This window comes from Citrobacter braakii, assembly GCF_002075345.1.
GTDB classification, from domain to species: Bacteria; Pseudomonadota; Gammaproteobacteria; order Enterobacterales; family Enterobacteriaceae; genus Citrobacter; species Citrobacter braakii.
Genome location: NZ_NAEW01000003.1, coordinates 74,431 through 87,860, shown reverse-complemented (window position 1 = coordinate 87,860; position 13,430 = coordinate 74,431). Strand labels below are relative to the sequence as shown.

General features: G+C 53.1%; 12 protein-coding genes and 1 other annotated feature. Of the genes, 3 read left to right on the top strand and 9 right to left on the bottom strand.

All coding sequences use genetic code 11. The features are described from left to right. Nucleotides 1–63 precede the first annotated feature (63 nt). The 7 genes from adk to BZK42_RS07600 all read right to left on the bottom strand — a co-directional run bounded on the left by adk (nt 64) and on the right by BZK42_RS07600 (nt 7,088). Nucleotides 64–708, bottom strand: coding sequence for an adenylate kinase (gene adk, locus BZK42_RS07640; protein ID WP_003021773.1), 645 nt, complete (start codon nt 706–708; stop codon nt 64–66). Between the two features lie 232 nt (nt 709–940). After that, a complete protein-coding gene (gene htpG, locus BZK42_RS07630) occupies nt 941–2,815 on the bottom strand; it encodes a molecular chaperone HtpG (protein ID WP_016152083.1) in 1,875 nt (624 codons plus the stop codon). Between the two features lie 110 nt (nt 2,816–2,925). Beyond that, nucleotides 2,926–3,531, bottom strand: a complete 606-nt coding sequence (gene recR, locus BZK42_RS07625; protein ID WP_016152082.1) for a recombination mediator RecR — start codon at nt 3,529–3,531, stop codon at nt 2,926–2,928. Beyond that, on the bottom strand, nt 3,531–3,860 hold the full coding sequence (locus BZK42_RS07620; RefSeq protein ID WP_003021764.1) for a YbaB/EbfC family nucleoid-associated protein: 330 nt from the start codon (nt 3,858–3,860) through the stop codon (nt 3,531–3,533). Before BZK42_RS07620 ends, recR begins: the two co-directional genes overlap by 1 nt. Before the next feature lie 58 nt (nt 3,861–3,918). Then, the gene (dnaX, locus tag BZK42_RS07615; protein ID WP_080858964.1) at nt 3,919–5,847 is read right to left on the bottom strand and encodes a DNA polymerase III subunit gamma/tau; all 1,929 of its coding nucleotides are present in this window, start codon (nt 5,845–5,847) and stop codon (nt 3,919–3,921) included. Beyond that, nucleotides 4,522–4,586: a sequence feature (DnaX frameshifting element), on the bottom strand. (Overlaps the previous gene by 65 nt.) A gap of 118 nt (nt 5,848–5,965) precedes the next feature. After that, entirely contained in the window at nt 5,966–6,517 is a 552-nt protein-coding gene (gene apt, locus BZK42_RS07610) for an adenine phosphoribosyltransferase (protein ID WP_006685676.1), read from the bottom strand. 193 nt (nt 6,518–6,710) lie between these two features. Beyond that, a complete protein-coding gene (locus BZK42_RS07600) occupies nt 6,711–7,088 on the bottom strand; it encodes a DUF454 family protein (protein WP_029139439.1) in 378 nt (125 codons plus the stop codon). A 69-nt stretch (nt 7,089–7,157) separates the two neighbouring features. On the opposite strand from BZK42_RS07600, the gene priC reads away from it, so the two are divergent. Together priC and rsmS are read left to right on the top strand one after the other, a co-directional pair. Beyond that, entirely contained in the window at nt 7,158–7,685 is a 528-nt protein-coding gene (gene priC / locus BZK42_RS07595) for a primosomal replication protein N'' (protein WP_029139438.1), read from the top strand. A gap of 14 nt (nt 7,686–7,699) precedes the next feature. Continuing rightward, nucleotides 7,700–7,861 (top strand): pleiotropic regulatory protein RsmS, encoded by a 162-nt coding sequence (rsmS, locus tag BZK42_RS07590; RefSeq protein ID WP_019076177.1) that lies wholly within the window; start codon nt 7,700–7,702, stop codon nt 7,859–7,861. A 74-nt stretch (nt 7,862–7,935) separates the two neighbouring features. On the opposite strand, the gene mscK is transcribed toward rsmS, so the two are convergent. Together mscK and acrR are read right to left on the bottom strand one after the other, a co-directional pair. Further along, a complete protein-coding gene (gene mscK, locus BZK42_RS07585) occupies nt 7,936–11,301 on the bottom strand; it encodes a mechanosensitive channel MscK (RefSeq protein ID WP_047358019.1) in 3,366 nt (1,121 codons plus the stop codon). A gap of 127 nt (nt 11,302–11,428) precedes the next feature. Further along, a complete protein-coding gene (gene acrR / locus BZK42_RS07580; protein WP_016152075.1) occupies nt 11,429–12,079 on the bottom strand; it encodes a multidrug efflux transporter transcriptional repressor AcrR in 651 nt (216 codons plus the stop codon). A gap of 141 nt (nt 12,080–12,220) precedes the next feature. Here acrR and acrA point away from each other — a divergent pair, with 141 nt between their 5' ends. After that, nucleotides 12,221–13,414, top strand: coding sequence for a multidrug efflux RND transporter periplasmic adaptor subunit AcrA (acrA, locus tag BZK42_RS07575; RefSeq protein WP_047416860.1), 1,194 nt, complete (start codon nt 12,221–12,223; stop codon nt 13,412–13,414). Nucleotides 13,415–13,430 lie beyond the last annotated feature (16 nt).

Sequence of the window (13,430 nt, the reverse complement as noted above, 5' to 3'; positions counted from 1 at the left end):
TACATAAAATCGTAGGCCGGATAAGGTGTTGACACCGCCACCCGGCATTGACTGCGCTAAAACTTAACCGAGGATTTTTTCCAGCGCTGCGCGAACGTCAGCCACAGCCTGGGTGCCGTCAACTTTCGCGTATTTGGTGTTACCCGCCTGCGCTTCTTTAGAGTAGTAGCCGATCAGCGGAGCGGTCATCTGATGGTATTCCACCAGGCGCTTACGTACAGTCTCTTCCTGATCGTCTTTACGGGTGGTCAGCTCTTCGCCGGTCACGTCGTCTTTGCCTTCAACCTTAGGCGGGTTGAATTTGATGTGGTAAACGCGGCCAGAAGCAGCGTGTACGCGACGACCCACGATACGGTCAACGATCAGCTCGTCCGGAACGTCGAATTCAAGAACGTAGTCCACGTTGATGCCTGCTTCTTTCATGGCATCAGCCTGCGGAATAGTACGCGGGAAGCCATCAAGCAGGAAACCATTACGGCAGTCTTCCTGAGCAATACGCTCTTTTACCAGCGCGATCACCAGCTCATCAGTCACCAGCTTACCGGCGTCCATGATGTCTTTCGCTTGTTTGCCCAGCTCGGAGCCAGATTTCACGGCAGCACGCAGCATATCACCGGTGGAGATTTGCGGAATACCATACTTCTCCATGATGAACTGAGCCTGAGTTCCTTTACCCGCGCCCGGAGCGCCAAGCAGAATGATACGCATTACGAAAATCCCCTTAAAGGTTGTCGATATTTTTTAAAAAGCGCTAAACGATACCACCATCACGCAATTGGCTCAAGGAAGACGCCCGACGCTGAAACGGTTAACGGTGGGAAAATTAAAAATGAGGAGAGAAAATGCCGGATCGCGGTGTAAACACCGTATCCGGCCAGGGATCGACGAGATGGTGTAAGCCGGACACGCGTTAGCATCATCCGGCATTACCTTACGGCTATCAGGACACCAGCAACTGGTTCATACGACGAATGAACTGGTTCGGATCTTCCAGCGTGCCGCGTTCAGCAAACAGCGCCTGATCCAGCAGCAGTTCAACCCACTCTTTGAACTGCGCTTCGTCCTGGGTATCCGCCGTGCGTTTGACCAGCACGTGATCCGGGTTGAGTTCAAAGATATATTTCACTTCCGGTACGGCCTGGCCGGCAGCAGCGAACAGTTTCGCCATCTGGGTGCTCATTTCGTCCGCATCGGTGGTAACGATGGCCGGCGTGTCGGTCAGACGGTGAGTCAGACGCACTTCTTTTACGCGATCGCCCAGCAGGGTTTTCACGCGCTCAACGAACGGCGTCAGCGCTTTTTCCGCTTCTTTTGCCGATTCGTCAACGTCATCCGCCAGCTTGTCGATGGACTCGTCAGCTTTGGCTACGGACTGGAATGCCTTACCGTCGAACTCGGTCAGGTAGTTCATCATCCACTCATCGATACGGTCAGAAAGCAGCAGCACTTCGATGCCTTTCTTACGCAACAGTTCCAGGTGCGGGCTGCTCTTCGCCGCCGCATAGCTGTCTGCGGTGATGTAGTAGATTTTCTCCTGCCCTTCTTTCATACGCGACACGTAGTCTTCCAGCGACACGGTTTGTGCGGAGGAGTCAGTGTGCGTGGACGCGAAGCGCATCAGCTTAGCGATCGTTTCCTGGTTAGCGTTGTCTTCCGCCGGGCCTTCTTTCAGCACCAGGCCGAACTGTTTCCAGAAGGTCTGGTATTTTTCTGCGTCGTCTTTCGCCAGTTTTTCCAGCATCTGCAGTACGCGTTTGGTCAGCGCGCTACGCAGGTTACGGGTGACGGTGCTGTCCTGCAGGATCTCACGAGAAACGTTCAGCGGCAGATCGTTAGAATCTATCAGGCCACGCACAAAGCGCAGGTAATTCGGCATAAACTGCTCGGCGTCGTCCATAATGAACACGCGCTGAACGTACAGTTTCAGACCATGTTTGTGATCGCGGTTCCACATATCCCACGGAGCCTGAGACGGGATGTACAGCAGGCTGGTGTACTCCTGCTTACCTTCCACACGGTTATGACTCCAGGTCAGCGGATCAGTGAAGTCGTGCGCGATATGTTTGTAGAATTCGTTGTACTCGTCGTCTTTGATTTCCGATTTGTTACGGGTCCACAGCGCCTGCGCCTTGTTGATCTTTTCCCAGGAAACCACGGTCTCGCCGTCTTTCTCTTCAGATTTCTCGATCTCTACCGGCAGCGCGATATGGTCGGAATATTTGCTGATGATGGAACGTACGCGCCAGTCATCAAGGAACTCGTCTTCGCCTTCGCGCAGATGCAGCGTGATTTCGGTGCCGCGATCGTCTTTGGTGATGTCGGCAACGGTGTACTCACCTTCACCCGCAGATTCCCAGAACACACCATTTTCCGGTTTATCGCCCGCTGCGCGGGTACGCACGGTGACTTTATCCGCCACGATGAACGCAGAGTAGAAGCCAACCCCGAACTGGCCGATCAACTGGCTGTCTTTCGCCTGATCGGATCCCATGGATTCAAGGAAAGATTTAGTACCGGATTTCGCAATGGTCCCCAGATGATCGATAACGTCATCACGGTTCATCCCCACGCCGTTATCGGCAATGGTCAACGTACGCTTATCTTTATCGAAGGAAACACGCACACGCAGCTCACCGTCACCTTCATACAGGTCCGGGTTAGACAGTGCGCGAAAACGCAGCTTGTCTGCCGCATCCGAGGCGTTAGAGATAAGCTCACGCAGGAAGATTTCTTTATTGGAATACAGAGAATGGATCATCAGGTGCAGAAGCTGTTTTACTTCTGACTGAAAACCACGAGTTTCTTGTCCTTTCATGTAGGTCTACCTCAACAATGCCATTTTCAATGGTAAAAACAGGTTGAGGGTGAAATGGGGACAAGCGGGAAGGATTTCAAGCGGAAGCCGCCGTCGCGGCCTCCGTTTGTTCAGAATTTAATCTTGTGTCGTCCTGCCAGAGAGTGCGACAGCGTGGTGCCATCGACCATTTCCAGCTCGCCACCAACCGGAACGCCATGGGCGATACGGCTGGCTTCAACGTCATATTGCATGCAAAGCTCAGCAATATAGTTGGCGGTCGCCTCTCCTTCGACCGTGGGATTGGTCGCCAGGATCAGTTCGCTGATTTGCTCAGATGCCAGCCGCTGCTCAAGACGATCCAGCCCGATATCATCAGGACCAATACCGTCCAGCGGCGACAGGTGTCCCATCAGCACGAAGTAACGTCCGGAAAATTGCCCGGTTTGCTCAATGGCGTAGATGTCCGCCGGACTCTCCACCACGCAAATCTGACCATTTTCCTGGCGACGCGGGTTCGAGCAGATGTTGCAGACGTCCTGTTCTGTGAATGTGCGGCAATCGGCACAGTGGCCGATTTCCGACATCGCCTTCGTTAACGCCTGCGCCAGACGCATCCCGCCGCTGCGATCGCGCTGAAGCAGCGTGAACGCCATGCGCTGCGCAGACTTCGGGCCAACGCCCGGCAGACAGCGCAGAGCTTCCATAAGCTGAGTTAACAGCGGGCTGGTTTGCATCAGAACGGCATCTTAAAGCCAGGCGGCAGCTGCATTCCGGAGGAAACAGAGGCCATCTTCTCTTTCTGCGTCTCTTCAATACGGCGCGCGGCGTCGTTGAATGCCGCAGCAACCAAGTCTTCCAGCATCTCTTTGTCGTCTTCCAGCAGGCTTGGATCGATCTCCACACGACGGCAGTTATGCGCGCCGTTGATGGTTACTTTTACCAGACCCGCGCCAGATTCGCCGGTCACTTCCAGCTTGGCGACTTCTTCCTGCATCTGCTGCATTTTTTCTTGCATCTGCTGGGCCTGTTTCATCAGGTTACCCAGACCGCCTTTACCAAACATAGGCTTCTCTCTCAATCACGTTAAGGGATGACGACCGTCAAACCGTAATGGCTGACGATCAAATGGGGCGAATACTCTCTTCGTCCAGGTCCGCATCGAAAAAACGACGCAGCGTCTGAATGTTATTATCCGCAATAATCGACTCACGCGCCTGCGCGAGTTTCTCTTCATAAATGGCCTGACGCCACTCCAGCGGCGTGCGCACCGCTGGATTATCATCTTCAACGATGGTCAATTCAACCGTTGACCCTGTTAAGGAACTCAATGCTTCGGCCAGTTTTTGCTGCGCGCCGCTGGAGTTAAGGTGTCGCTGCGTGGAACGCAGGTGCAGGCAAACCACGTTGCCATTCTCTTCTTTCCAGGCATTAAGCGCCACCTGCTCCACCAGTTTAGGCAGCGAGAGCTGGCTTACCTGTGCGGCCCACGGGTCGCGTTCGATGGCCTCAGCCGCCAGCTTTGCCGCCAGTTCTGGCGTTTTTTCATGCTCAAGCGCTTTTTTCAGCGCTTTCGGCGTAGCGACGACTTCTTTGACTTCTGCAACAGGATTGGTCGCTTTCCAGCGATACGCTTCTTTCTTCGCTGGCGCTTTTTCCAGCGCAGAGACAGTTGGGCGCGCCTGAACACGTTCCGACACCGAAGCCAGTCTTTCCAGCGCAGCATTATTCACCGGCCGCGCGCGGGAAGCGGCTGCCGGTTCACTCTTTTTTGGTTTGGTTGCTCCCTGAGCGCGTTGCAGCTGGCTGCGTGCCGCCAGCACCTGGCTGGTAGCATCGGAGAGCGGCACATTCTGTTGCTGTTGCGCTGCCGCAGGCTGCTGCGGCACCTGCGTCGTGTTCATCACCGCAGTGGGTGCGACCGGGGCAAAAGACTGTCGCGGGGCTTCAGGTTCCGGGAGCGGCATGCGCGGATGAAAAGCCAGCGCACGTAGCAGCGTCATTTCAACGCCCATTCGCCTGTCCGGCGCATACGGCAGTTCTTTGCGCCCGATTAACAGGGTCTGGTAGTAAAGCTGCACATCGGTTGGCGGGACGATTCGCGCCAGTTCGCGCATACGCTGTTCAATAGCGGCCATATCGCTGCCGAGCGCGGCAGGTGAAAGCTGAACCATGGCAATACGATGCAGCAGAGCCGACATCTCAACCAGTAGCGCTTCCCATTCAATACCGCGCGCGGCGGCATCGTTCACCAGCGTCATAACGCGTTCGCCGTCCGCAGCCACAACCGCTTCAACCAGCGAAAGCGCCTGGTCGTCGTCCAGCGTGCCGAGCATGGTGCTGACCGCGTCGGTCGAGACCTGACCATCGCCGCTGGCGATCGCTTGATCGGTCAGGCTCAGCGCATCGCGCAGGCTGCCGTCCGCGGCGCGAGCCAGCAGTTGCAACGCACGTGGCTCATGGGCGATATGCTCTTCTTTGAGGATATGCTCAAGCTGATGGCGAATCTGTTCGACATCCAACGCTTTAAGATGGAATTGCAGACAGCGCGACAGGATAGTCACCGGCAGCTTCTGCGGATCGGTGGTCGCCAGCAGGAACTTAACGTGTGCGGGCGGCTCTTCGAGCGTTTTCAGCAAGGCGTTAAAACTGTGGCGCGACAGCATGTGCACTTCGTCAATCAAATAGACCTTAAAGCGACCGCGCGCTGGCGCGTACTGGACGTTATCCAGCAGGTCACGGGTGTCTTCGACTTTGGTGCGTGAGGCGGCGTCGATTTCAATCAAATCGACAAAGCGCCCCTGCTCGATTTCACGGCAGTTATCACACACGCCGCACGGCGTAGCGGTGATGCCGGTTTCACAGTTTAATCCCTTCGCCAGCAAACGGGCGATTGACGTTTTCCCGACGCCACGGGTGCCGGAAAACAAATAAGCATGATGAATACGCCCTAACGACAAGCCGTTCGCCAGTGCCGTCAGCACATGTTCCTGGCCGACGACGTCAGCAAAGGTTTGTGGGCGCCATTTTCGGGCTAAGACCTGATAACTCATTGGCAGGCTCTGAAAGGCTGGAGGGTGGATTCACAGGGGGATAATGCTAACACAACCTCGCAGCGACGGCGAGGTTGTGTGTCTCGGTATTAATCTGCCGAGATAAGATAGCCCGAAATTAGTGGCCCGGGAATGGAACCAGGCTATAACAGGTCAGTCCCTGCTTTTCCAGACGCTGCTCGCCACCCAGATCAAACAGGTTAATGATAAATGCAGCATCGGTCACTTCGCCACCCAGACGGCGGATCAGTTTCACGGTCGCTTCAATCGTGCCGCCGGTTGCCAGCAGGTCGTCCACAACCAGAACTTTATCACCAGGTTTGATGGCATCTACGTGGATTTCCAGTTGATCGGTGCCGTATTCCAGCTCATAGCTCTCAGCAATAACTTCACGCGGAAGCTTACGGGGTTTACGTACCGGAACAAAACCAACGCCCAGACCCAACGCTACCGGCGCGCCAAACAGGAAGCCACGCGCTTCGGTACCAACCACTTTAGTGATACCCGCATTTTTGTAGCGTTCAACCAGCAATTCAATACTGAGGGCGTAGGCTTTCGGGTCTTCCAGTAAACTGGTGACATCACGAAAAAGAATGCCCGGTTTTGGGTAATCGTGGATGCTTTTGATGCTATTTTTGAGAAACTCAAGCTGCTGTGCAGTCGCGGTCATAAGTTTGTGCCTGATTAATACAGTATTACTTCACGGCGCACAATACACTTCATCCTCGACGTATCTTGAATGATTTTGTGTCTGTATAAGAGCCAAGGTTATATTTGCTTAACCTTTGACCACCTGCGCCTGTGCTCGAAAACGGTCGAATTTACTGGCTGTGAGAGACAATTGCAACAGCGTTTATTGCGCTTTACTGCTTTTGTTGTTTTTCATCAATCACCGGGATCCGCCACATAAAAATCAGTAAACAGGCGAGAATAACCAGCAGCAGGCCGCGTACCCACATCATATTGACCAGCCACAGTGAAATACTAAACGTTACCAGGATCAACAAAATAGCGCGCGGCTTTGCTCCCGGCGGCATCGCGCGGTGTTTTTGCCAGTGGCGCAGATACCCGCCGAACCACGAACGGTACAGCAACCAGTCGTGAAAACGCGGCGATGAGCGAGCAAAACACCAGGCGGCCAGCAAGATAAACGGCGTTGTCGGCAACAGAGGCAATACAACGCCCAGCGTTCCTAACACTACCGCTATCCAGCCTATGATGATTAGAATAATGCGTTGCATAATATGAATACTTAACACAGAGAATCGCTACTTTATCATAACAGTTCTCATTTTCATCGGAGTGTTGTCGTGAAAACCGTCATGCTGCTTCAGACGCTCGAAAACCAGCTTAACCGCTTGCGGCAGCGTTGTGCCCCACTGGCACACCATGCCACGCTTAGCGCCCGCTTTGACAGGCATCTGTTTCACACCCGCAGCACGTTGCTACAGGCCTGTCTGGATGAAGCTGATGATAATCTCACTGCTCTACGTCGCGCAGTTGAACAGCAACAACTACCACAAATTACCTGGCTTACGGAACACCTTGCCTCACAGTTAGAGGCGATTTCACGTGAAACCGCCAGTTGGTCGCTCCGGGAGTGGGACTGCGCCTCTCCTGGTCTGGCGCGCTGGCAGCGTAAGCGAGTTCAACACCAGGAGTTTGAGCGCCGCCTGGTTGAAATGACGCGTGAACGTAAAGAACGCCTGGCACAGGTTACGGGCTTTGAAGAACAGCAAAAACTGCATCGCGAAGTAGAGGCATTCGAAGCACGACTGGCACGCTGTCGTCATGCACTGGCAAGAATAGATAATGTGCTGGCGCGTTTAACCCGCTAATCCCCGGAGAATTTATGTCATTAGAGAACGCCCCAGATGAAGTCAAACTGGCCGTCGATTTGATTGTCCTGCTTGAAGAGAATCAGATGGAGCCTGAAACAGTTCTGAAAGCACTGGAGATTGTGAAGCAGGATTACGAGAAGAAACTGCTCTCTTTATCTAAAAAAGAGCGGTAACTGAAAACCTGATGGCGTTGCACTTATCAGGCCTACGAATGAATCGAAGCTCGCAGGCCTGATGATTATTTCTGTTAACCTACCGAAGGCGTCGGATCGTCACCTTTAATGATGTCACGTTTTACCTCGGTCACGGTGTCACCTTTCGCGTTATGCAGGTGAACTTCGAGCTGGTTAAAGGCGATATCAATGTCATTTTCACGGCACAAACGATCGACCGCCCGGTTAAGTTCATCAACCGTGTGGCTACGATCGCGCAATTCACGCACGTATAAACGCAGCTCATGATCCAGCGTACTGGCGCCGAAGGCGGTAAAGAACACTGCAGGCTCCGGATCGTGCATCACTTTCGGGTGTTCTGTCGCCGCCTGCAACAGCACCTTCTTCACTTTGTCCAGATCCGAACCATAGGCCACGCCAATGCGGATCACCAGACGCGTGGTGGTATCGGAGAGCGACCAGTTGATCAAACGCTCCGTCACGAATGCTTTGTTCGGGATGATCACCTCTTTACGATCGAAGTCAGTAATGGTGGTGGCACGGATACGGATCTTGCTGACCGTTCCGGAGAACGTACCGATGGTCACGGTATCGCCGATGCGTACCGGGCGTTCAAACAGAATAATCAGACCGGAAACAAAGTTACCGAAAATTTCCTGCAAGCCGAAACCAAGACCAACCGAGAGAGCAGCGGCCAGCCACTGTAACTTATCCCACGAAACGCCGAGCGATCCGAAGACCGTCATCGCACCGATGGCGATGATGGCGTAATTCAGGATCGTGGTGATCGCATAAGAAGCCCCCTGGCGCATCTTCAGTCGCGAGAGCACCAGCACTTCCAGCAGGCCGGGTAAGTTGCGGATCAGCGCCCACGCGACCATTGACGCAATAATCGCAAACAACAGGCTGCCCATGGTGACGTCTTTCACCACTGCCGCACCCGCTTCGGTGCCGTTGTAATGCCAGAGCGTTATGCTGTCGAGATAGCTGAACACGGTGATCAAATCAGACCAAATGGCCCAGAACAGAACACCAAACAGGGCAACCATCACCAGCATGGTTATACGCAGCGTTTGCTGGTTAACCTGCTCCAGCGCAATAGTCGGTTCTTCCTGCGGCTCTGCGCCTTCGGCCCCTTCTTTCACCAGGTTTTGACGACGCGCTAACGCACGACGCCAGGCGATACGGCGAGCCGCTACGCTCAACCCTCGCAGCACCGTCTGGTACAGCAGATTCCAGAGGATAACCAGATAGACCGTTTCAATCCAGCGGCCCGCCAGACGCAGCGTGGTGTAGAAATACCCTGTCGCCGTCAGCACCATTAATGCAATCGGAATAATAGACAGCACGGTAATAGTGACCAGACGCAGACCATGCGACTCTTTGTCACGCCAGCTTTCGCGGCACATTGGCCATACCAGGAAGGCGATCAGCAGCAGGTTGAGGAAAATGACCACCTGGCCAAGCACATCGTCCATCAAATTAAGCGGCGACAACTCAGCAATGACCGACCAGAAGTTAAGCGGCAACAGCGCAAGGCTAATACGCACAATCTGGCGACGCCAGTGGCTGGTCTGCTTCGCTGGCATGCCAAAATGACGTATCGCCACGCCATCTTTTTCCAGCACCTTCCAGCACAGACCAAACACCAGCCAGAAGATGGTCATCTTCTTACTGAACGCCCACAGCAGGTCGCTAATATTCAGTTGCATAGTCAGCAGAATCAGACCCACCGCGAGGATAATCAGACACGCCGGCAAGGCTCTGATGAGATCGATCAGAATCGCTTTTGGCGTATTAAGCTGACTGTCATTGCGCAGGTTCCCCACCGCGGCGGCTAATTTTGCCTGATAATCCTTCAGCCACTTCAAACGCCAACGGATTAACCCGGCGATAAGCAGCAGCGGCAGCCCTGCCAGGAACGCAATAAACACGGCGGGCCAGGCTTTTTCCCAGTTCACCGTGATTTTCATCGACTTAAACTGGTCTTTTAGGGTTTGCGGGAAGGCTTTGATCCAGTCCCAGTCCATCGGACGGTTACTGTTAACCCAGAAGATTTGTTGCGTGAGGATCTCTTTCAGGTTTTTCGACACGCTCATTAACTGCTGCTGGTTGATTTGCAGATTAATCGCCATCATCAACTGGTTGCCCAGCTGCTTATTTAGCTGATCCAACAGTTCACGACGCATATCCACGACCTGCAGCAGGGCATCATGGACTTCAGGGTTAACGTCGTTGCTGTGCCCTTCTTCCAGTTTGGCGACAAACGCATCATTCTGGAACAACGTATCGCGCTGCTGGTTGACTTCGAACTGCTCCAGACGCAAATCGGCGATCCGGTTGGTCATATCGGCAAGCTCATCCGCCGACGGCAGCGTTTGTTGTTGCTGATATAAAATGCGCGACAGCAGCAGACTGCCTTTCAGAACGGCGATCTGCTCTTTAATGTTGCGTTCGGATTGCAGCGCGCGGTCAAGCCAGTTTTTGACCTTGATATTTTGCTGCATCAGGCTGTTGCCGTTTTCAGTCGCGGCAATCAGGCGCTGGCTGAGCTGATGGTTAACATCAAGTTCCTGCTTCACTAACGGATTGGACTGAATACGCTCGGCTTCGTCCGGCGTTACCGCTTCCTGTGCCGTCTTTTCGGTTAACGTCAGTCGTTTGCTGTTCACCGCCTCTTGCAGGAGCTGGAGCTGGTGTTCAAGGCGGTTAGTGTGCGCCGTCACATAATCGCGTTGTTTTTGCAGGGTATCCTGCAAAACGGTATTCCCTTCGAGGCTCTTACGCTGCTGGTCGATCTGCGCGTTCAGCAACGCTTGCTGCGCCTGCAGCAGCACCTGCTGGCTGGGGCGTAAAGCCGCCTCTCCCACAGTGGTGCCATCGAGTCGATTGCGGATTTGCTGCATCTGTTGCGACGCGGTGTACATCGCATTTTGTACACGCTCTGGCTGTGTCTGCAGCGATACCAATTGGCTGTTGTAAGCGGCCAGATCGTTTTGCGAGCTTTGCAGGTCATCCAGGACCTGCGACACGCGCGACTCAAGCTGTCGTAAGGAGAGCGTACTCAGCGTTTTTCGCGTTTCATCGTCATTATCGACATCGCTAAGCGAATTTAGCGCATCCGTCGCCTGACGCATTTTCTCCGGCGCCTGGGCAACTTTTTGCCGAAGCTGTACGGTTTCATCCTTCACACGATCGATTTTATCCAGCGTGGCAATGGTATCGATGAGATCCTGTTGAACCAGCTTATCCTGTGCGGAGAGATCTTTTTGTTTATTCAGCGTGTCTAACTGGCTCTGAATATCCGCTTTCGTCGGCAGTTCACCACTCTGTTGCGCCCGCGCAAATGCAGATGACTGGCAGGATAGCAAAAGAATGAAGAAAAGAATGGTAATAGCAATAAGATGCTGTGAACGTTTATAGAGCTGCAACATAGTCATGAGAATGAAGGTTTCTGAACCGGAAAAGTGACCGAAAATAGTCAAGCGGCAAGAATATCACGGCTGTGACCGGCAGAATAGCAGGAGGCAAAATGACCAGGAGAATTCCTGGCACAGACCCAGAGAGTTAACAGGTTTCCGCTACGTTAACCCGCAAGGTAGGGCAGAGAAGACACATCTCAAGCAGCACGGCGACGTATTCCCGAGCCTCTTTTTTCAGATCAAAAGATTCAGGGGCAAATAACCAGTTCTCGATAATTCCGGTAACATAACTACGCAGCAGCACCGCCACGCGACGCGTGTTCAGATTTTCCGGCAGCATGTTGGCGTTCATGCAGTGCCGCAATGTTTGTTCGATACGGTCGTAATTTTCAATACACAGACTGCGTTGAGCTAGCTGAACTGAGGCCATTTCCCCGACAAATTCGCATTTGTGGAATATAATTTCCAACAATAAACGTCGGCGTTCTTCTGTCACGGTAGCTTCAAGAACGTAAATTAAAATTTCTCTTAATACTGATAGTGGATCGTCGGGGAATTTTGCCTGATACTCAGTCTCTAACTCATCAATGTTAGGTTTTGCTAGCTCCCAGATTTCACTGAATAAATCCGATTTGTTTTTGAAATGCCAATAGATCGCGCCGCGCGTGACACCAGCGGCTGCTGCGATCTCCGCAAGCGAGGTGGATGATACCCCTTGTTGCGAAAACAAACGCAGAGCAACATCGAGAATGTGCTGTCGAGTTTCCTGTGCTTGTTGTTTGGTTTTTCGTGCCATAGGTCAGTGAATTTACAGGCGTTAGATTTACATACATTTGTGAATGTATGTACCATAGCACGACGATAATATAAACGCAGCAATGGGTTTATGGGCTTTCAGCCATTGATCAATTTGAAATCGGACACTCGAGGTTTACATATGAACAAAAACAGAGGGTTAACGCCTCTGGCAGTCGTTCTGATGCTCTCAGGCAGCTTAGCGCTAACAGGATGTGACGACAAACAGGCCCAACAAGGGGGCCAGCAGATGCCAGAGGTTGGAGTTGTTACGCTCAAAACTGAACCTCTACAGATAACAACCGAACTCCCGGGTCGCACCAGTGCGTATCGCATTGCAGAAGTTCGTCCTCAGGTTAGCGGTATTATCCTGAAGCGTAATTTCACGGAAGGTGGTGACATCGAAGCGGGTGTATCTCTCTATCAGATTGATCCTGCTACTTACCAGGCCGCTTATGAAAGCGCAAAAGGCGATCTGGCAAAAGCACAAGCCGCAGCAAATATCGCTCAACTGACGGTCAAACGTTATCAGAAACTGTTGGGTACTAAGTACATCAGTCAACAGGATTACGATAGTGCACTGGCAGACGCACAACAGGCGAACGCCTCCGTTGTCGCCGCGAAAGCCGCGGTAGAAACTGCACGCATCAATCTGGCTTATACCAAAGTGACGTCGCCGATCAGCGGCCGCATTGGTAAATCATCCGTTACTGAAGGCGCTCTGGTGCAAAACGGTCAGGCAACCGCACTGGCAACCGTTCAGCAGTTGGATCCCATCTATGTGGACGTGACGCAGTCAAGCAACGATTTCCTGCGCCTGAAACAAGAATTGGCCAACGGCACGCTGAAGCAGGAAAACGGTAAAGCGAAAGTCGAACTGGTGACCAATGACGGCATTAAATTCCCGCAGTCCGGTACGCTGGAATTTTCTGATGTCACGGTAGATCAAACCACCGGGTCGATTACGTTACGCGCAATCTTCCCTAACCCGGATCACACCTTACTGCCGGGTATGTTCGTCCGTGCTCGTCTGGAAGAAGGGACTAACCCAACTGCACTACTGGTTCCACAGCAAGGCGTTACCCGCACACCGCGTGGCGATGCCAGTGCATTGGTTATCGGTGCAGACAACAAAGTTGAAACCCGTCAAATTGTCGCCGCACAAGCGATTGGCGACAAATGGTTAGTCACTGATGGACTTAAACCGGGCGACCGCGTGATTGTCACTGGGCTGCAAAAAGTACGTCCTGGCGCGCAGGTAAAAGCGCAGGAAATCACCGCTGAAAACAACCAGCAAGCTGCAAGCGGTAGCCAGCCTGAACAGTCCAAGTCTTAACTTAAACAGGAGCCGT

What these genes read in the sequence shown, in the direction of transcription:
- acrA (WP_047416860.1), top strand. Translation starts at nt 12,221, where the DNA reads ATGAACAAAAACAGAGGGTTAACGCCTCTGGCAGTCGTTCTGATGCTC.
- rsmS (WP_019076177.1), top strand. Translation starts at nt 7,700, where the DNA reads ATGTCATTAGAGAACGCCCCAGATGAAGTCAAACTGGCCGTCGATTTG.
- apt (WP_006685676.1), bottom strand. Translation starts at nt 6,517, where the DNA reads ATGACCGCGACTGCACAGCAGCTTGAGTTTCTCAAAAATAGCATCAAA.
- acrR (WP_016152075.1), bottom strand. Translation starts at nt 12,079, where the DNA reads ATGGCACGAAAAACCAAACAACAAGCACAGGAAACTCGACAGCACATT.
- mscK (WP_047358019.1), bottom strand. Translation starts at nt 11,301, where the DNA reads ATGACTATGTTGCAGCTCTATAAACGTTCACAGCATCTTATTGCTATT.
- dnaX (WP_080858964.1), bottom strand. Translation starts at nt 5,847, where the DNA reads ATGAGTTATCAGGTCTTAGCCCGAAAATGGCGCCCACAAACCTTTGCT.
- htpG (WP_016152083.1), bottom strand. Translation starts at nt 2,815, where the DNA reads ATGAAAGGACAAGAAACTCGTGGTTTTCAGTCAGAAGTAAAACAGCTT.
- adk (WP_003021773.1), bottom strand. Translation starts at nt 708, where the DNA reads ATGCGTATCATTCTGCTTGGCGCTCCGGGCGCGGGTAAAGGAACTCAG.
- recR (WP_016152082.1), bottom strand. Translation starts at nt 3,531, where the DNA reads ATGCAAACCAGCCCGCTGTTAACTCAGCTTATGGAAGCTCTGCGCTGT.
- BZK42_RS07620 (WP_003021764.1), bottom strand. Translation starts at nt 3,860, where the DNA reads ATGTTTGGTAAAGGCGGTCTGGGTAACCTGATGAAACAGGCCCAGCAG.
- BZK42_RS07600 (WP_029139439.1), bottom strand. Translation starts at nt 7,088, where the DNA reads ATGCAACGCATTATTCTAATCATCATAGGCTGGATAGCGGTAGTGTTA.